The sequence below is a fragment of the Bacillus sp. A015 genome (assembly GCF_053851875.1).
In genome coordinates this window covers 61,936-77,500 of sequence record NZ_JBSPZB010000006.1, presented here as the reverse complement: position 1 = coordinate 77,500, position 15,565 = coordinate 61,936, and the positions used below count along the sequence as shown (strand labels likewise).

Annotated in this window: 30 protein-coding genes; 29 read left to right on the top strand and 1 reads right to left on the bottom strand. The window is 37.8% G+C overall.

The genetic code is table 11. The features are described 5' to 3' along the window. The first annotated feature begins 119 nt into the window (after window positions 1-119). The 5 genes from ACSLGF_RS07435 (at window position 120) to ACSLGF_RS07415 (ending at window position 4,225) form a co-directional block, all read left to right on the top strand. Entirely contained in the window at window positions 120-980 is an 861-nt protein-coding gene (locus tag ACSLGF_RS07435; RefSeq protein WP_456003956.1) for a LysR family transcriptional regulator, read from the top strand. A gap of 152 nt (window positions 981-1,132) precedes the next feature. Next, window positions 1,133-2,449 (top strand): CitMHS family transporter, encoded by a 1,317-nt coding sequence (locus ACSLGF_RS07430; protein ID WP_456003954.1) that lies wholly within the window; start codon window positions 1,133-1,135, stop codon window positions 2,447-2,449. 205 nt (window positions 2,450-2,654) lie between these two features. Further along, window positions 2,655-2,846 (top strand): helix-turn-helix domain-containing protein, encoded by a 192-nt coding sequence (locus tag ACSLGF_RS07425; RefSeq protein ID WP_456003952.1) that lies wholly within the window; start codon window positions 2,655-2,657, stop codon window positions 2,844-2,846. Between the two features lie 149 nt (window positions 2,847-2,995). Beyond that, window positions 2,996-4,084, top strand: coding sequence for an AimR family lysis-lysogeny pheromone receptor (locus ACSLGF_RS07420; RefSeq protein ID WP_456003950.1), 1,089 nt, complete (start codon window positions 2,996-2,998; stop codon window positions 4,082-4,084). Between the two features lie 18 nt (window positions 4,085-4,102). Further along, entirely contained in the window at window positions 4,103-4,225 is a 123-nt protein-coding gene (locus ACSLGF_RS07415; RefSeq protein WP_268508633.1) for a hypothetical protein, read from the top strand. A gap of 209 nt (window positions 4,226-4,434) precedes the next feature. On the opposite strand, the gene ACSLGF_RS07410 is transcribed toward ACSLGF_RS07415, so the two are convergent. After that, on the bottom strand, window positions 4,435-4,854 hold the full coding sequence (locus tag ACSLGF_RS07410) for a helix-turn-helix domain-containing protein (protein ID WP_268508634.1): 420 nt from the start codon (window positions 4,852-4,854) through the stop codon (window positions 4,435-4,437). Window positions 4,855-5,013: 159 nt separating this feature from the next. Here ACSLGF_RS07410 and ACSLGF_RS07405 point away from each other — a divergent pair, with 159 nt between their 5' ends. The 24 genes from ACSLGF_RS07405 to ACSLGF_RS07290 all read left to right on the top strand — a co-directional run bounded on the left by ACSLGF_RS07405 (window position 5,014) and on the right by ACSLGF_RS07290 (window position 15,381). Next, window positions 5,014-5,214 (top strand): helix-turn-helix domain-containing protein, encoded by a 201-nt coding sequence (locus tag ACSLGF_RS07405; RefSeq protein WP_456003948.1) that lies wholly within the window; start codon window positions 5,014-5,016, stop codon window positions 5,212-5,214. Window positions 5,215-5,601: 387 nt separating this feature from the next. Continuing rightward, entirely contained in the window at window positions 5,602-6,450 is an 849-nt protein-coding gene (locus tag ACSLGF_RS07400; protein WP_456003946.1) for a phage replisome organizer N-terminal domain-containing protein, read from the top strand. Continuing rightward, window positions 6,401-7,234: an ATP-binding protein gene (locus ACSLGF_RS07395; RefSeq protein WP_456003944.1), complete on the top strand. Its 834-nt coding sequence runs from the start codon at window positions 6,401-6,403 to the stop codon at window positions 7,232-7,234. The genes ACSLGF_RS07400 and ACSLGF_RS07395 overlap by 50 nt, the downstream gene beginning before the upstream one ends. Window positions 7,235-7,327: 93 nt before the next feature. Beyond that, window positions 7,328-7,483 (top strand): DUF6906 family protein, encoded by a 156-nt coding sequence (locus tag ACSLGF_RS07390; protein WP_003216234.1) that lies wholly within the window; start codon window positions 7,328-7,330, stop codon window positions 7,481-7,483. After that, window positions 7,480-8,007 carry a hypothetical protein gene (locus tag ACSLGF_RS07385; protein ID WP_456003942.1) on the top strand — a complete coding sequence of 176 codons (528 nt, stop codon included), beginning with the start codon at window positions 7,480-7,482 and terminating at the stop codon, window positions 8,005-8,007. The genes ACSLGF_RS07390 and ACSLGF_RS07385 overlap by 4 nt, the downstream gene beginning before the upstream one ends. 108 nt (window positions 8,008-8,115) lie before the next feature. Further along, a complete protein-coding gene (locus tag ACSLGF_RS07380) occupies window positions 8,116-8,256 on the top strand; it encodes a BH0509 family protein (protein ID WP_456003940.1) in 141 nt (46 codons plus the stop codon). A gap of 6 nt (window positions 8,257-8,262) precedes the next feature. After that, window positions 8,263-8,442: a hypothetical protein gene (locus tag ACSLGF_RS07375; RefSeq protein WP_456003938.1), complete on the top strand. Its 180-nt coding sequence runs from the start codon at window positions 8,263-8,265 to the stop codon at window positions 8,440-8,442. Between the two features lie 66 nt (window positions 8,443-8,508). Further along, on the top strand, window positions 8,509-8,718 hold the full coding sequence (locus ACSLGF_RS07370) for an XtrA/YqaO family protein (RefSeq protein ID WP_456003936.1): 210 nt from the start codon (window positions 8,509-8,511) through the stop codon (window positions 8,716-8,718). 37 nt (window positions 8,719-8,755) lie between these two features. Beyond that, the gene (locus tag ACSLGF_RS07365; protein ID WP_456003934.1) at window positions 8,756-8,992 is read left to right on the top strand and encodes a hypothetical protein; all 237 of its coding nucleotides are present in this window, start codon (window positions 8,756-8,758) and stop codon (window positions 8,990-8,992) included. Beyond that, window positions 8,989-9,375: a hypothetical protein gene (locus ACSLGF_RS07360; protein ID WP_456003932.1), complete on the top strand. Its 387-nt coding sequence runs from the start codon at window positions 8,989-8,991 to the stop codon at window positions 9,373-9,375. The genes ACSLGF_RS07365 and ACSLGF_RS07360 overlap by 4 nt, the downstream gene beginning before the upstream one ends. Continuing rightward, the gene (locus tag ACSLGF_RS07355; protein WP_456003930.1) at window positions 9,375-9,626 is read left to right on the top strand and encodes a hypothetical protein; all 252 of its coding nucleotides are present in this window, start codon (window positions 9,375-9,377) and stop codon (window positions 9,624-9,626) included. Before ACSLGF_RS07360 ends, ACSLGF_RS07355 begins: the two co-directional genes overlap by 1 nt. A 26-nt stretch (window positions 9,627-9,652) precedes the next feature. After that, entirely contained in the window at window positions 9,653-10,315 is a 663-nt protein-coding gene (locus ACSLGF_RS07350; RefSeq protein ID WP_456003928.1) for a dUTP diphosphatase, read from the top strand. Between the two features lie 3 nt (window positions 10,316-10,318). Continuing rightward, window positions 10,319-10,627: a hypothetical protein gene (locus ACSLGF_RS07345; RefSeq protein WP_456003926.1), complete on the top strand. Its 309-nt coding sequence runs from the start codon at window positions 10,319-10,321 to the stop codon at window positions 10,625-10,627. Window positions 10,628-10,630: 3 nt separating this feature from the next. After that, window positions 10,631-11,002, top strand: coding sequence for a hypothetical protein (locus ACSLGF_RS07340; RefSeq protein ID WP_456003924.1), 372 nt, complete (start codon window positions 10,631-10,633; stop codon window positions 11,000-11,002). Further along, entirely contained in the window at window positions 11,002-11,385 is a 384-nt protein-coding gene (locus tag ACSLGF_RS07335; RefSeq protein ID WP_456003922.1) for a YopX family protein, read from the top strand. The genes ACSLGF_RS07340 and ACSLGF_RS07335 overlap by 1 nt, the downstream gene beginning before the upstream one ends. Further along, window positions 11,382-11,558 (top strand): hypothetical protein, encoded by a 177-nt coding sequence (locus tag ACSLGF_RS07330; RefSeq protein ID WP_186316280.1) that lies wholly within the window; start codon window positions 11,382-11,384, stop codon window positions 11,556-11,558. The genes ACSLGF_RS07335 and ACSLGF_RS07330 overlap by 4 nt, the downstream gene beginning before the upstream one ends. After that, window positions 11,555-11,827, top strand: coding sequence for a hypothetical protein (locus ACSLGF_RS07325; protein WP_456003920.1), 273 nt, complete (start codon window positions 11,555-11,557; stop codon window positions 11,825-11,827). Before ACSLGF_RS07330 ends, ACSLGF_RS07325 begins: the two co-directional genes overlap by 4 nt. Beyond that, entirely contained in the window at window positions 11,824-12,249 is a 426-nt protein-coding gene (locus ACSLGF_RS07320; protein WP_456003918.1) for a hypothetical protein, read from the top strand. The genes ACSLGF_RS07325 and ACSLGF_RS07320 overlap by 4 nt, the downstream gene beginning before the upstream one ends. Window positions 12,250-12,418: 169 nt before the next feature. Beyond that, on the top strand, window positions 12,419-12,640 hold the full coding sequence (locus ACSLGF_RS07315; protein WP_456003916.1) for a hypothetical protein: 222 nt from the start codon (window positions 12,419-12,421) through the stop codon (window positions 12,638-12,640). A gap of 222 nt (window positions 12,641-12,862) precedes the next feature. Next, the gene (locus tag ACSLGF_RS07310) at window positions 12,863-13,594 is read left to right on the top strand and encodes a hypothetical protein (RefSeq protein ID WP_456003914.1); all 732 of its coding nucleotides are present in this window, start codon (window positions 12,863-12,865) and stop codon (window positions 13,592-13,594) included. A 97-nt stretch (window positions 13,595-13,691) separates the two neighbouring features. Further along, the gene (locus tag ACSLGF_RS07305; protein WP_456003912.1) at window positions 13,692-13,814 is read left to right on the top strand and encodes a hypothetical protein; all 123 of its coding nucleotides are present in this window, start codon (window positions 13,692-13,694) and stop codon (window positions 13,812-13,814) included. Between the two features lie 13 nt (window positions 13,815-13,827). Continuing rightward, the gene (locus tag ACSLGF_RS07300; protein ID WP_456003910.1) at window positions 13,828-14,274 is read left to right on the top strand and encodes an ArpU family phage packaging/lysis transcriptional regulator; all 447 of its coding nucleotides are present in this window, start codon (window positions 13,828-13,830) and stop codon (window positions 14,272-14,274) included. Then, window positions 14,271-14,813 (top strand): site-specific integrase, encoded by a 543-nt coding sequence (locus ACSLGF_RS07295; RefSeq protein WP_456003908.1) that lies wholly within the window; start codon window positions 14,271-14,273, stop codon window positions 14,811-14,813. The genes ACSLGF_RS07300 and ACSLGF_RS07295 overlap by 4 nt, the downstream gene beginning before the upstream one ends. A gap of 148 nt (window positions 14,814-14,961) precedes the next feature. Further along, window positions 14,962-15,381, top strand: coding sequence for a nucleotide excision repair endonuclease (locus tag ACSLGF_RS07290; protein WP_456003906.1), 420 nt, complete (start codon window positions 14,962-14,964; stop codon window positions 15,379-15,381). The last annotated feature ends 184 nt before the right edge of the window (window positions 15,382-15,565 follow it).

Sequence of the window (15,565 nt, the reverse complement as noted above, 5' to 3'; positions counted from 1 at the left end):
AATTTTTTAATTAACTGTTTATCTAACCAAAATGGTAAAGTATAATAAGAAATAAGTTAAATACATTATTTATAGAGAATTCAATAAAATTTTTTTATAATGAAAAAGGAGACTACACAATGGATGAGAAAGACTGGCGATTTCTAAAAGTACTTTATGAAGAAAAGAACATTACAAAGGCGGCAGAAAAATTATTTGTCTCGCAGCCTGCCTTAAGCTATCGATTGAAGCAGCTTGAAGAGGAGTTTGATATGAAGCTTTTCTTCAAAAGAAAACGAGGGATTGAATTTACGTCAGAGGGCGAGTACTTGGCTGAATACGCAAATGACATGCTCAAACAGCTCCAGCAAACGAAAGATGGCATGCTCAATATGCAAAAAAAGGTCAAAGGAACGATCCGGTTAGGGGTCTCAAGTAATTTTGCCCAGTATAAACTGCCAGAAATTTTAAGAGAATTTTCTAAGCAGTATCCACATGTTCAATTTATGGTGAACACAGGCTGGAGCACAAAGGTAATGGATCTGTTAGGGACATCCAGTGTGCACTTAGGGATTTTAAGAGGAGATTACGATTGGAATGGAGAACGGTTTTTGCTTGATAAAGAGCGGCTTTGTATCATTTCAAAATCAGATATACAGCTAAAGGACCTGCCGAAGCTGCCGCTCATTGACTATCACACGGACAGTTCATTGAAACGATTGATTAACAGATGGTGGCAGGAAACGTTTACGATGCCGCCGCTTGTGACGATGGAGACAGACCGTCAGGATACATCGAAAGAAATGGTGAAGCATGGCTTGGGCTATGCCATAGTTCCAGAAATTTGCCTCCGACCAAGTGATGAGCTATTTGTCAAAGGGCTTTCGTATAAAGATGGACAACCAGTTTTAAGAGATACATGGCTCATGTATCAGCCAGACTCACTTCATTTGTCTGTTGTGAAAGCGTTTATTGAGTTTTTAAGAAGTCGACAAGGTTAATTATAAAAGAAATTTATTGAATAAACGAAAAAATCAATATTTTCATTATAAAAAAACCTATTATATCCTTGAAATAGAAAGCGCTAACATTCCGGTCGCAAGTGCAAGGGGCGCTTGTTGATCGTGTAAAGAAGAGGATGGAGGGATATAAAGTGCTAGCTATTTTAGGGATCTTGATGGTCTTGACATTTACATTTCTCATTATGACAAAACGAATGCATCCGGTGGTGGCTTTAACCGTTGTACCTATCATATTTGCATTGATCGGTGGATTTAACAGCGGCTTAGGGGACATGATGCTTGATGGACTCAAAACTGTTGCACCATCTGCTGCTTTATTGTTATTTGCAATTTTGTTCTTCGGTGTCATGCTGGATGCGGGTTTATTTGATCCACTGATTAGACTCATTTTACGTATTGTGAAAGGCGATCCTGTCAAAATTGCTTTTGGGGTAGCGATTTTGTCTATGCTTGTTGCATTAGATGGTGATGGGACAACAACGTACATGATTACAGTATCAGCTATGCTGCCACTTTTCTTAAGAATTGGGATGAACCCGCTGATTTTAGGAACCATCTCATTATTATCATTAGGAATTATGAGCGGTATGACGCCTTGGGGCGGTCCGGCTACTCGTGCAATCGCTGCGCTTGGATTAGATGCCGCTGAATTTTTTATTCCATTACTCCCGACGATGTTAGGGGGCGCTCTTTTTATACTTTTTACTGCATATGTACTTGGGAAAAAAGAACGGAAGCGAATTGGTATTGCTGAGATTCAGCACAAAGAAGAGGTATCCATCTCTCCTGAATTAGCTGCATCAATTGAGGATGGCGTAGAGGATATGAAGAGACCAAATCTGATCTGGGTCAACTTTTTCCTGACGATGGCTGTCATGACCACACTTGTCTTCGATATCGTGCCGATTCCTGTTCTCTTTTTAATTGGATTTGTCATCGCTCTCATGATCAACTATCCAAAAGTTGAAGACCAGCGTGAGCGAATTTTATCGCATGCAGGAAATGCATTAACGGTCATTACCCTTGTGTTTGCAGCAGGAATTTTCACAGGGATCTTTTCGGGGACAAAAATGGTTGAGTCGATTGCCAATTTAGTAATTTATTTAATCCCGGATTCCTACGGCTCATTTTTCCCGCTGATTGTTGCTTTGACGAGTATGCCATTTACTTTTGTTCTTTCAAATGATGCTTATTATTTCGGAGTGCTGCCAATCTTGGCTGAAGCGGGCGCAGCTTATGGCATTGCTCCGGTGGAAATTGCGCGCGCCTCTATTATCGGACAGCCTGTCCATTTACTGAGTCCACTTGTGGCCTCAACCTTACTTCTTGTCAGTATGCTGAACAAAGATATTGGTGATTTGCAAAAATACGCACTGTTATGGACTGTGTTAACCGCCCTTTTTACAACACTGATCGCTCTGTTAACAGGAGCCATTTCCATATTTTAAATGCCTGTTTGAAAAGGACGATGTCTCGATAGGAGACTCGTCCTTTTTTGTGCTGCTCTAAGTGTATGAAATTGGACGCTGATCTGCGGGAATTCTTGATTTTAACGTCACCTACCTCTGATACGCGGCATATGATATCTCGACTATACAGAATCCCATTCTATAGAGACTAGAGCTCTCACCTTAGCAAGGAGGGTTACAATACTTGAAGGAGAAAGAGTTTCAATCCAAGCCGCTATTAACCAAAAGAGAAAGAGAAGTATTTGAATTGCTCGTCCAAGATAAAACAACAAAAGAAATTGCAAGCGAGCTTTTTATTAGCGAAAAGACTGTTCGAAATCATATTTCGAATGCTAAGCATACCTTTTACAAACAGAAACAACATTTAACAAAATAGCTCCAAAAGTCATGTGTAAACCTATACCACAAATGGATTATAATACAATTATCAGTGTAACAATTCTTATTAAAAATTCATACTTATTCGACAATTTTTGACAGCTTTTTCGACTTTAGTGTGCTAAATTGATTTTGAAAGGTGATCATATGAGTGTAATTGCAAAAAAAGAAATAGGGGAAATTCTCAAAGACAGTTTAATTTCATCTGAAATGACTCAATTAGATATCGCAAAAAAAATCGGCATTACTAAGGGCTACATGAGCAAATTCTTATCCGGAAAAGAGATAGCTTTCTGGATGGTGATAGAGGCTGTTAAGTGCATACTTCCAGAAAAAGAAAAAGAGTTGATGGGAGATTACTGCAAAAGCGGTATTGATAAAAAGTATTTGTTTTGTGCTTTGGAGTATTGTTATACCCAAAAAATGTTTGATGTTATGAGATACTTGATTGTAGAATACTCAGCGGTTGCACCTGAACCTTGCTCGCTTTACAAATGGATTCTAAATTATAGAGGAAATTTTGACATGCAACACATCAGTAAGTTACGTAATAATAATCTCAAATCTATAGAGGCAAAAACATTATTATTAATCCTTGAAACTTACGGTTATTATAATTTAGGCAAATACGATATGGCCCACTTTTATATTAGCAAAGCAGGATCATACATTACCAAAATTAAAGATCCATTTCTCAGGAAAAGTTTTAGCGCAAGAATAGATGAGGTATTAGCAAATGTTTATTTGAAGCAAGAAAACAATGTTGAGTTTGCAAGACTCGCAGCTAAATCACTTCTTGAGAATAAAGTGAGTGAAAGCCATGAAATAACCGCTAACCATCTGTTGGCACTCTCATATTTCTTAACATCTTATGAAAAATCAATTTCGTATTACAATATATTTTTAAATCTCATGGAGAAGCATCCAGAAAGAGTAGATGAGATTATTCAAAATAAAGAGGAAATTGCAATTCTACAGTATTACTGGAAAGCTAGTATAGATTCAAGATATAACGTTTCTGATTTTACCAGAAAATTAAAGAAGCACAGTATATTATCTGATTATTATAGTGATGAGCGTCTTAAGCCATATGCGTACTTATTCGATGGAATTAAAGAAGCTAGAGCAGATAAAATTCTTTTATCACTTCACTATTTCTCAGAAAAACGTGAGTATTTCAGAGCTAACATTCCTAAATTAGAGTTGCAAAAATTGGAACTAGACTATAAACTCTAATAGTCAGGAGGTGAAAGCATGAAAAAATTAACTAAAGTGCTGATTTTAGCCAGCGTAATTCTGTTTGTATCAGGGTATCAAACCACTGTGTCAGCAAAAGAAACGGTTTATCAAACTAAAGATGTAAAAGTAGGCATGTAAAAAAGACGCTACCAGAAATGGTAACGTCTTTCGTGTTTTAAAGGGAAGTTTCCTGTTTTACAAAAACTTAAAAACAGGAAACCCTTTCAAAAAGATAAAAAATACAATATAATGGGAATGTATGTTCTTGTTTAGGAGGATATTATGTCAATTATTTATGAAGAATTACTTAAAAAGGTATCAAAACCAACAAAAAAAGAAGAACCATCTCATTCTTCTTCTACGGAAGCTCTTCCTAAAAACTTCGCTTTAGATTCTCGATAATTTTCAAGTGCATTAAGCATAAATTCTCTTTCATCTTTTGTTATTTTATTACCATGTTTATCTATAATATCTGCCTTCTCAATGAGATCCAGGCTTAACTTTCTTGAGAAGACGAGTTCTTTTTCTTCATCACTCATTTTATTAAGTTCTTCTTTATCGGTTACGAAATAAGAAAGGTCCACATTAAAATATTTTGCAATTGTATTTAAATTTTCAAATGACGGCTTTTTTATTTTTCCAGATTCTAATTTCGATAAATAACTATGAGTAACCCCTATTTCTTCTGATATTTGCGCGAGTGTTAAACTCCTGCTTTTTCTTAAATCGGCTAGATTTCGCCCTATGACTTTATTAATATCATCCATAAACAGCAATCACCTTTCTGTAGTGCTCGATATACATATTATTATAACATGTTTTTTCCTTTGGGAAAAAAATTAGAAAAACAACTTTACAACGGGTTAGACACGATGTTATATTTGTCTTGTAAGTTCCTACAGGAACATTAGAGGCGGTGTACAACGTTGGATTTTAAGATTGTTTTCGGTAAAAAAATTAAGCAAATTCGTTCAGAAAAAAAGATGTCCATTATTGAATTTGCTGAATTAACAGGCTTCACAAGCTCCTACATCTCTAAAATAGAGAACTATAAGATTAACCCGACTATAAAAAGTGTTCTACAATTCTGTAATAAGTTGAATTTAAACATTGGCTATTTTTTTTAATCATAAAGTTCCTGTAGGAAGAATTTTACGAGGAGATAGAGCAAGTGAAAATCGATATTGAGATGGCAAATGTCTTATATCGAAAAATATTCCAATGTTTTTTTGGTAGGTAGTCCTACTGTCCACATTGCATATTATGTTTCGAGGTGATCTTTATGGCTAAGAACAAGAAAAAGAGAAAAAGCAACCTGTTCGTTGGGGAAGTTTTCTTTGGGGAAGAAGACAGAGAAAAACTTTTTACTGAGGCTGTGGCGCCTTATTACACACCAGTAAAAAAAGAGAAGAACAAAAAAAATAAAGAGGCTTGAAACTTTTGTTTCACCTTTTTTTAAAGGACAAGCTTTAATGAGAAAACTATTCATAAAAAACATTAGGAGGCTTTTGAAGATGGGGGAAGTCAAATGGGTGAAACTAAGCACCCAGATGTTCGATGATGAAAAAATTAAACTCATTGAACAAATGCCTGAATCTGACACTCTGTTGATTATATGGGTTAAATTACTTGCTCAAGCAGGAAAAACTAACGCATCTGGTTTTATTTATCTAAGCGAAAACGTGCCTTACACAGACGAAATGTTAGCGCATATCTTTGGAAGACCATTAGGAATTGTTCGTATGGCTTTAGACACATTCAGGAAATTCGGCATGATAGAAATTAATGAACAGAATTATATCAGTATATGTAATTGGGAGAAACATCAGAATTTGGATGCTCTCGAAAAGATCAGGAAGCAGAACCGGTTGAGAAAGCAAAAGCAACGCAAAAAACAGAGTCTTCCACAACCTGAAAATGACATGTCACGTGACGTCACGATCAACGTCACACCAAGTCACGCAACAGATATAGATAAAGAATTAGATAAAGATAAAGAATTAAAAGATATATTGTCGGGTAACCCGACTGTTGATCCTGAAACTCAAGAATCTGAAATTCCATTTAAGCTGATTGTTGATCTTTTGAACAAAGTAACAGGGAAGTCATTCAGACATACGTCTGCTGCTACACAAAGATTAATTAAAGCACGCTGGAATGACGGATTTAGAATTGAAGACTTTAAAACAGTGATCCTGACAAAAACTAATCAATGGCTTAAAGACGAAAAAATGAATAAATACTTGCAGCCAACGACATTGTTTGGAACAAAGTTTGAAGGATACCTGAATGAAGGTGCGGGGGTGATAAAACGTGCAGAAGCAAGAGCAAAAGAAACAACGCCGTATGACAACCTTTTCTAGTGTAGGTGCTCAATTATCACATCTTGCACCGCAACTGATTGGTGAAAGGCAATGTCCTAACTGTAATGAAATGGTGCCTATCTATTTGCAAAGAGACAAAGAGATCAGTATTTGTCTTTCATGTGACAACAAAAACATTCAAGAAAGCATGGAACAGTTTCGGATAAGAACTGAGGCCGACAGGTTTTTCAAGTCTTACAGTCTCGTTCCTGATGAAACAAGAAAAGCGACATTTGACAATTTCTATCCCAATGGACTTGACCAATCCCAAGCAGATGCTCAACACACGCTACAAAGATATGTAAAAGAGTTTGATAATTTGAAAGAAACCAAGTCTTTCTTGCTACAGGGTCTATACGGATTAGGGAAAAGTCATCTAGCTCACAGTGTTGCTATCGCATTGAAGGACCAATACAAAAAAGTCATTTTTGTAAACTCAAAACTTTTGTTGAAACGGATTCAATCGACCTACGGTTCTTCAGAAATTAGTGAATCTCAAATTTTACAGCAAATAAATGATTGTGACCTATTTATTCTGGATGATATTGGTGCAGAGTATGTCAAAAAAGAAGCGAACGATGCAGAGTCTTGGGGAATTGATTTGATGCTAACTATTGTTGAATCAAGAGAAAACAAAGCCAACATTTACACCACGAATTACAATGCAAAAGATTTGGCAGAAAAGTACGGGCGGCATGGTGGACGCATTTTGTCACGAATGGCACATGGCTGCCGGACCCTCAAATTAACAGGAAAAGATCGGCGAATTGCTGGAATCTTGTAGCCAATATGTTTCAACACTACTCAAGGTTGAGGGTTTATTAGCTCAATTGGATGCCAGTTTAAAAGACTATGAAAAACAAAAGGAGGAAAGATTATGAAAAAAGGCGGCAGAAAGCCCACGAGAGCCGAAAGAAAGATTTTAGTGGTAAATGGGTTAAACCCACTTTATTGGCTCGTAGAAAAGAATCTGGCGACATCTGTGCATGTTGTACACAAAGAGGTCGGTCGCAGAAAGGAAATTGCGAAATGAGTGTCACTAGAATCATTTTGGATCATGTCAATTTCGAATGGACGATTGTTGGCCTTAAACGTTTTCTTGATTACTGGTACGAAGGCAGGTCGATCGAAGAGATGGCAGAGTTATTTAACCGACCGTCAGAAGAAGTATTGCTGCTGATGATTGATTTTTCGAAAAGAGGAAAGATCAAGGAGCGTCCTAACGGCGTAGGCGCAAACGATCCTATGTACATCAAAAAGAGTGTCATGAGCGCAAAGAAGCGAGAATTACGCAAGTTGTTTGAAGATCAACCAGTTTACTACGCTTGTCCGCACAGTGACTTCATCTGGTGCGAGAAGGACATCATGGCTTTTCGGAAGATGTGGCAGGACCATGAGCCAATTAGGCATATCGCCAATCGTTTGGCTCGCAAGGCTGATGATGTCATGCTGCTGATTATCGATCAAGCAGAGTTAGGCGAAATCTCACCACGTAAAGGCGGGGCACTAGGAAAGGAGTACAAGCATGAAAAGAAAAAGAATCCTGTTGCCATTTGAGAAAGCGACAGCACGTCAACTGGAAGTCATTGCGAGATATGAAGATTGTCCTAAGAAGATAAAGACAGCAGCCGTGCGCCACCTCAAACAGAGGGGAGGCATTAAGTGATGACAGTTGAAGAGAGAGAATTTTTGATCGAGTGGTTGAGTCTTACAAATGGGGCATACGGGCGGGAGTATTGCGAGAAACTGACTGACGATGAGCTAGAAAGAATCTATAATCTCAACGTTCCTCAAAGGGATGAATAAAAGGAGGTGAACACATTGGAAACAGTAGCGAATCCATACAAAGCGGGTCCAGTAAAATCGTGGGTTATGTCAGAGGATGAACTAGCAGATTATAGGCAGCAACATCCACCCAAACCATATAAAAAGAGACTCAAACGTAAAGACTGGCGTTGGCAGCGCACAGATCAATCCGTCGAGTCTCAGTGATCACCATGATTTCCATGTGATTAATAAAACCTACAGAACTTTATTATATCACATGGAGTGATCAAAGTGAATGAACCACAACGAATCACATTAGGGAAAAACGATCTTTTTACAGCTGATGTTGAACCGGGAAAAATTCAAGTGATTGTCCTAGACGGAATTAATAACACAGCTCATATAACAGAAGCACCTGAACACGGACATACGATTGTCGAAACCATCAAAGGCAAATTAGATCGAATACGTTTTGACTACGGATTCAAATTCAATAAATAAGCAGGGGTTCATCATCCCCTGCGGGGGAGGAATTGCGATGTTATCAAAAGATCAAATAAACGTTGACGACCTTTTGCGTGAGGTGAAACGTTTAAAAAAAGAATGCGACCAAGCAGAAAATTGGATACGAGAGAAAAGAAAGATAGTGAAAAACGCAAAGAAAGAACTAGAAATATTAGGGGAACAGATCAATGAAGTTGATGCAGCATACAAAAGGGTTGACGCAGCGTATAAAAGGATTTTCGGAAAAGCAGAGGACGGTGAAAAATCATGAGTCAGAAACTAAAAAAGGGCGACATGGTCGTCATGCATACATGCGTGGAAGCGGTGCTAAACGAAGGTAGAGTGTGGAAATGTGCGGCCGATGAATTTAATCCAAGCGCACCTGCTGTTTTCCTAGAAGGTTTTTCAGGACACTTCGCCGTTGAATTTCTGCAAAAAGTAGACGTGCCAATTGGTAAAACGGAAATGGACCTATACAACGAGATACAGAGCCTAAAGCAAGAATTGAGAATCTCAAACAAAAAGAACGAACAGTTTTTGAACGATTGGAAAAAGGCTGAAACACAGGCAAACAGAGCAACAGAAAAACTGGGGGATGTCACCATTGAACTAAAAAACTTACAGCGATCTTTGCTAATGGAGGCGGGGAAATAATGAGTCTACCAAAACACGTTGAACTGTCGCAGGCGGTCAAAGCCTGCAAACATCAAGCGATGACAATAGATGATGCAGCTGCACATCTAGGCGTACCCAAGTTTTTTGTTCCAGTGCTGGCTGATTATTGCCCTGATCTGATCATAGAGGGAAATGTCATCATGGCGAAAAGGGAATCAAACGGGCCTGTCATCTTCACCTTGATTGGTTTCATGGCGATTATAACGATCGCTGGATTACTTGGAAATTAACGCCTTGCGGCTTAGGAGGAAACGGAATGAACCTTGAAAAAATGTTCGAAATGCAGGCGGAGTTAGACCGCCGAATCATCCGAGAAAAAGGGCTGGAAGGTCAAGACCTGCTGCCTAACACATATGTTGCACTCATCACCGAACTAGGAGAATTTGCGAATGAAGGTCGCTGGTTTAAGCATTGGAGTGATGACCAGCAGCCAAAAACAGAAAGATTGATATATTGTTCCGTTTGCAATGGAACGGGCGACGAGAACAACGAAAGAATTGTAGAGGAAGCAGAAGGCTACGGAGGACATGAATATATTCAGTGCAACACATGCAATGGAATGGGAAATACAGGCATCAAAAACCCACTCTTAGAAGAATACGTTGACTGCTTGCACTTCTTCTTATCAATTGCGATTAAAAAGGGCTGGCATCTGTATTTATTAGAAGAATCCATTGAAGATTTCCAAAGGGAAGGCTTTGAAGGTGGACTTTCAGGAGCATTTTTAAAAATGCAGTGGCATTTACTGAACTCTCAAATGTTTAGTGATGAATACACAAAAGAATCAAATTTTCGTTTAGCATGGTGGCTATTTATTGCAATTGGAATCGTTGGCTTCGGTTTCACTATCGACCAAATCGAATCCGCATACATGGACAAGAACACCGTCAATCATAAGCGGCAGCAGGAGGGCTACTAAATTATGAACACTGTACCAGCGATTGCATTTAAAAACAAAAACACTGAACGTTACCTAAGTGATGGACCTGATTTTATGGATTTAACCGATCCTAACGGGGATGTAGCAGATTTAACAGATGCATTGTGCATCATCAGGATAGATCGCAATAAACCAACTGATCAAGATTTATCCGATTTTTACAAATGGTGTAGCGGTATAACTTTCCTCTTTGATTTTAACGATCTCAAAAACTGTTACGATCCTGTTCACGTGGATTTAACACTTGATCAGTATAAAACAATCAAGGAAAGACATGAGGAGGGTTACTAGATTATGAACTACTCACTATATTTGATTGACGACAGACTCGTAATTGATCTTGGAGCGGGCGAAAAAAGCCAGCATAAAGCGTTTAGTGGCGTGCCTGAATTAGTAGAAACACATACTTTCTGCGAGGAACCAATCGGACAAGTTGAAATAAGCGATGAGCAACTAGCAAAGATCGAGCTTGATTTTCATAATGGCGGCTTGTGTGATTACTGCGATGAACTATCAAACAAAGTACGCCCTTCACCTTTTATGGGTGACATCGGCTCAAGCATGTGTAAAGGATGCTGGGACATGACAAAAAAGGAGTATGCCGCATCACATGATGAGCATATAGGAGAGTTTGAAGATTACCCTCACTGGAAGGAGAATGTTTGATGCGAAATACTAAATTCCGTGTTTGGGATGAGAATGCTCAAGAAATGGTCTATGGAGTAGGTTTGACACCGGGGGGAATTCCTTATTCCATTCCAAACTATGCCGAGGCTAGCGATCAATTTGATTATTATCCTAGCTGTCACAAAATGGAGTTTACTGGATTGAGAGATAAGAACAACGTTGATATTTATGAGGGGGATGTAGTTCAAGGGTCACTCCGATTGCACGGTGATGTTGATCCAATCATGCGAAAGGTGTGTATGCATAAGGGCTGCTACATGTTAGGAGTTTGGAATGCTCATGAGTATTTCAACAAACATCAGCATATCGAAGTCATCGGCAACATCTATCAAAATCCTGATCTATTGGAGGGCGCGGAGTGAAGCTCAATAAAAAGCAACAAAATCAAATCATTGAGCGAATGAACGACTTTGGAGAAAGAGGAGTTCGTTCGAATGGAGCGGATAAAGAAGCTGTTGCCGGAATGGCTACTCTTCTTTGGATGCTACAGGTCTTAAACGTTGATATGCAATCACTAAAGGAGGAAGCACGATGAAAACTAAAAAAATCAAACTAGAAATAGAAGAGATACTAAAATACCACCGCAGCATGCTTATTGAGGTTCCAGAAGATTTTTCGAAAGATGTCTTAGATGATGTTCTTGATGAGGTTGAAAAGACAGCATCGAGTGGACTAGATGTGTCATATGCTCTTGAAAAGATTGAAGGGTTAAAAGTGTTGGAGCATGCAGACGATGACTTAAGAAGTCCTCACAGTGCGGAAATAGAGATATATGAAATGAACGAAATGAGGGATGACAAATGAAAAAACTACTAATCACACTAACTATTATTATTGCGGCGGTGCTTTATGCGCCGTCTGCTCAAGCGGTATGGTCAAACTGGCAAACGGAGGGATATGGTCACCAAGCGCGAGCTTTCACCGATGATACCAATTACTATGCAGGTGCAAAAACGGTCGATTGGAGAGCGGAAAAGAAAGGATCGAGCACGATCTACTACACCGCTGGCGTTTATAAAAAGCGAAGCGGTGGCGGGCTAACTGATACGAACCTTGTACAAAGAGGTAGCTTCAAAGCGTCAACGCCTCTAAAGTCGTTTAGTGTTAAAGAAATCCGCAAGCGTACCGGAAAAGGAACATACGTGATCCAGCTTGATTGCTACACGGATTCAGAAAAGAAAAAATACATCGGCACCTTTGAGTCCGTTAAATTCAATATCAAATGAATTACGAAAAAGAAATTTGAAATTCAGCTGGAACAGCCAAAACTCTAGCGGACAAGATACACATTCTTAGGAAATCGTTTTTATTAACGACTGCAAAGGTTGATTCCGTTTTAATTACAATAGGTGAGCAGATTGACCGTACTTTAAAAACAAAACGAGGAGAATGAATATGAATATTGATCCAAGACAAGCATTTAGGACTTTCTTTAAATTCCAGTTAGAGAATGGAGAAGGTTTATCAGAATTAGAGCTTAATGAAAAAAACATAGAGAGATTCATTAACGGTGTGGAAGATGACATGCTTTTCCACTCTAAGTTAGATGATTTTCTGAAAGAGTACATTGAAGATTTTGGAGAGAATTACGGAATCGACATTCCATTAGAAGATTAAATAAGTCCAAGACGGAGAGCCTGCGGACACTGATCAACACCTTTTTAGGGTGCTGGTTGGTGTCCGTTTTCTTTTTGTCAGAAAGGAGTAGCCATGAAGAAGGAAAATGCTAAATAATTGATAAAATAGCGCCTTTTTTCAAGTGTTTTTTTGTATAATTAACTTTAATATTTAAAATTTTCCACGCTTCACCATACCAAAAAAATCAAAAAGGAGAAAAAAATGGAATTAAAAGAAATTTTAAAGGGAATGAATGAGTTTTTTAAAATTCCGGGTATCGTATTGTCTATTTTCTTTTTTCTTAGTGCTTTTAAGCCAGTTTCTTTTTTTTCAGCAGGATTAGTTGAAAGAAAGTTTTTTTCAAAAGAAAAATTATTTGTTTTTAATGCTGTTAAGTATATATTTCAGCTATTACTATGGGCATTTATTATATATTTTTTTGCAACATTATTTAAATCTTCAAAAATAAAATTAAGCGGAAATTTCATATTTTGGATGGCAATCGTAGCGGAATTTATATGGTTTTTAATTCTTTTTATGTATACAAACAAAGAAAATAAACTTGTACAAATAATAACATCAAAAAAATGGTCGAAATTAATAATTATTCTTCTATTTATTGTATGTCTGCTATGTTGTTATTCTGGATTTTATAATATGGTTTTAGAATTTGATATTGGTGGGACATTTGAAGGTATAATAGCTATAGTGGTAATTTTATTTATAACAACATTGCCAGTGCCTTTTATAATGAAGCCTGTTTCACATCTTTTAAATTGGTATACAAATAAAGTGCTGTACTGGGAAGATGATGAAAAAAACAAATGGTATTTGATTCATCTTATAGATAAGAATTCATTCTTAGTAGGAGATCATAAAGATTATATTTCATGTGAGAAAACTATGCTTCTAAAAAAAGATGATTTATATGAAAAAACAATTCATATTGAATAACAGTACGTCCAAGACGGAGAGCCTGCGGACACTGATCAACACCTTTTAAGGGTGCTGGTTGGTGTCCGTTTTTTATTTGTCGGAAAGGAGGATGAACATGAAGAAGGAAAAGCCCAAAAAGAACACGCAAAAGCTCACTGATAGAGATTTAAAAGAGCTGATGGGGCAAAACATGCAGCGGTTAAAAAGAGCCAAAGGCGGGGCCATGCGGAGAAAATAAAGGGGGAATTATCATGAATCAAACAAGTTTAGACATTCCGCAGATCGACGAGGAAAAAACAAGATTCAAAATGGAAAAGATGATGGGGAAATATAAAATGCTTAGGTTGCAAACGCCAGAAGACTTTCTTCCAAAGATCACAACAACATATACCATTACGCCGCCTAGCTTTTCCAATCAGTTTCATTCATCGACCGAGGGTGCAGCTCTTAAAAAGATGGATTGGGAGATTGAGCGTGATCAATTCATGAAGCGAATTGAAAGAGGCATTAATCGCCTTACCCAAAGAGAGCGACGCATCTTGGTCACGCTTTACATGCAAGACGAAGAAATGTACGACTATGAAATTTATGCGGAAATGGGTCTCAGCCAGCGGAACTATTACCGATTCAAAAATAAAGCCTTTTACCGTTTAGCCTTCACGCTTAGAGAAGAAGTGTACAAGGGGGACAAGTCATGAATTTTGTTCAGCCGATAAGAGACTTTGAAAAGGTGGAGCAAATGAAGGCTTATCTAAAAAGGAAAAACCGAAGGAATTATATATTGTTCATATTGGGGATCAGTACAGGCTTAAGGATATCTGATATCCTCAAGGTCAAAAAAGAAGATTTGCTGAAAACACATCTGGTCCTCAGAGAAACAAAAACAAAGAAGCAAAAGAGAATTCGTATACCGCCATCAGTTAGAAATGAATTGATTGCCTATGCTAAGGACCTAAAAGACGGATCATACGTGATTAAAAGCAGGCAAGGGGAAAACAAAGCAATAGATAGATCGGTGGCATATCGCATTCTTAGAGAAGCAGCTGAACAAGTGAACATTACTGAAATAGGCACGCACACATTAAGGAAGACCTTCGGCTACCATTTTTATAAACAGACAAAGGACGTGGCAATGCTTCAAGAAATATTCAATCATGCCAGCCCAGATATCACATTGAGATACATCGGAATCAACCAAGACAACATGGATTCCGCAATGATGAAGTTTAAGATATAATTTTTTTTAGATATATCTGCACCAAAAAATATCAAAGAGTGCAGTCATTAAAGAGATTTAGAGAAAGCTTTATGTGACAAGGATTTCAGCGATTCTACGAGTACAACACACTATGTGTTATGGTGTAGTGATAAGGAGAGAAATATTGATGTCTATAAAGATTGAAATTCCTCAAATGATATTCAGTTTTAAAAAGGATGAACTGCACAACATCCCGAATCGGAGCGGGATATATATCATCTTTGGATGTAACGATGACGTTTTGTATGTTGGTAAGGCGAAAGAATTGAGAGGAAGAGTGAAAGGTCATTTCGCAGGGACAACATCGCTAAAAGATGTGGCTCATAACTTTGACGAAGTGAGTGGTTTCTTCTGCGATGACGAAACAGAAAGAGACATCTATGAAACTTACATAATTAATATATTGAAACCCAAATTAAATGTCGAGAAGGCATATACTTATAAAACTTCAAGATTTGATGATGTATTTCTAAGTGAAAAAGCTAAGCAGCGTAGTATGGAGAAGCAAAAGAGAATTGATGAGTCAATGGGTCAATTTGGACTTTAATTTGAAAATGGCACATTATTGGCACGATCTTAGCAAAGCGTTTTGCGCGAGAGCGGTTATGATGATATTAGGTGATAAATCGATAGCGGCTTCCGTTGAGATTGATAGATATAGGTTGAGTCGCTATATCTAAAGTAAAACCATTTAAAAAATTGTTAATTGATTTTATGAATAATTTTGTATA

Bases quoted from the DNA above. Each gene is read 5' to 3' on its own strand.
- ACSLGF_RS07350 (WP_456003928.1), top strand. From the start codon at position 9,653: ATGAACCTTGAAAAAATGTTCGAAATGCAGGCGGAGTTAGACCGCCGA.
- ACSLGF_RS07380 (WP_456003940.1), top strand. From the start codon at position 8,116: ATGACAGTTGAAGAGAGAGAATTTTTGATCGAGTGGTTGAGTCTTACA.
- ACSLGF_RS07345 (WP_456003926.1), top strand. From the start codon at position 10,319: ATGAACACTGTACCAGCGATTGCATTTAAAAACAAAAACACTGAACGT.
- ACSLGF_RS07320 (WP_456003918.1), top strand. From the start codon at position 11,824: ATGAAAAAACTACTAATCACACTAACTATTATTATTGCGGCGGTGCTT.
- ACSLGF_RS07295 (WP_456003908.1), top strand. From the start codon at position 14,271: ATGAATTTTGTTCAGCCGATAAGAGACTTTGAAAAGGTGGAGCAAATG.
- ACSLGF_RS07335 (WP_456003922.1), top strand. From the start codon at position 11,002: ATGCGAAATACTAAATTCCGTGTTTGGGATGAGAATGCTCAAGAAATG.
- ACSLGF_RS07390 (WP_003216234.1), top strand. From the start codon at position 7,328: ATGAAAAAAGGCGGCAGAAAGCCCACGAGAGCCGAAAGAAAGATTTTA.
- ACSLGF_RS07355 (WP_456003930.1), top strand. From the start codon at position 9,375: ATGAGTCTACCAAAACACGTTGAACTGTCGCAGGCGGTCAAAGCCTGC.
- ACSLGF_RS07300 (WP_456003910.1), top strand. From the start codon at position 13,828: ATGAATCAAACAAGTTTAGACATTCCGCAGATCGACGAGGAAAAAACA.
- ACSLGF_RS07400 (WP_456003946.1), top strand. From the start codon at position 5,602: ATGGGGGAAGTCAAATGGGTGAAACTAAGCACCCAGATGTTCGATGAT.
- ACSLGF_RS07290 (WP_456003906.1), top strand. From the start codon at position 14,962: ATGTCTATAAAGATTGAAATTCCTCAAATGATATTCAGTTTTAAAAAG.
- ACSLGF_RS07365 (WP_456003934.1), top strand. From the start codon at position 8,756: ATGTTATCAAAAGATCAAATAAACGTTGACGACCTTTTGCGTGAGGTG.
- ACSLGF_RS07340 (WP_456003924.1), top strand. From the start codon at position 10,631: ATGAACTACTCACTATATTTGATTGACGACAGACTCGTAATTGATCTT.
- ACSLGF_RS07435 (WP_456003956.1), top strand. From the start codon at position 120: ATGGATGAGAAAGACTGGCGATTTCTAAAAGTACTTTATGAAGAAAAG.
- ACSLGF_RS07305 (WP_456003912.1), top strand. From the start codon at position 13,692: ATGAAGAAGGAAAAGCCCAAAAAGAACACGCAAAAGCTCACTGATAGA.
- ACSLGF_RS07325 (WP_456003920.1), top strand. From the start codon at position 11,555: ATGAAAACTAAAAAAATCAAACTAGAAATAGAAGAGATACTAAAATAC.
- ACSLGF_RS07415 (WP_268508633.1), top strand. From the start codon at position 4,103: ATGAAAAAATTAACTAAAGTGCTGATTTTAGCCAGCGTAATTCTGTTT.
- ACSLGF_RS07310 (WP_456003914.1), top strand. From the start codon at position 12,863: ATGGAATTAAAAGAAATTTTAAAGGGAATGAATGAGTTTTTTAAAATT.
- ACSLGF_RS07410 (WP_268508634.1), bottom strand. From the start codon at position 4,854: ATGGATGATATTAATAAAGTCATAGGGCGAAATCTAGCCGATTTAAGA.
- ACSLGF_RS07385 (WP_456003942.1), top strand. From the start codon at position 7,480: ATGAGTGTCACTAGAATCATTTTGGATCATGTCAATTTCGAATGGACG.
- ACSLGF_RS07420 (WP_456003950.1), top strand. From the start codon at position 2,996: ATGAGTGTAATTGCAAAAAAAGAAATAGGGGAAATTCTCAAAGACAGT.
- ACSLGF_RS07315 (WP_456003916.1), top strand. From the start codon at position 12,419: ATGAATATTGATCCAAGACAAGCATTTAGGACTTTCTTTAAATTCCAG.
- ACSLGF_RS07360 (WP_456003932.1), top strand. From the start codon at position 8,989: ATGAGTCAGAAACTAAAAAAGGGCGACATGGTCGTCATGCATACATGC.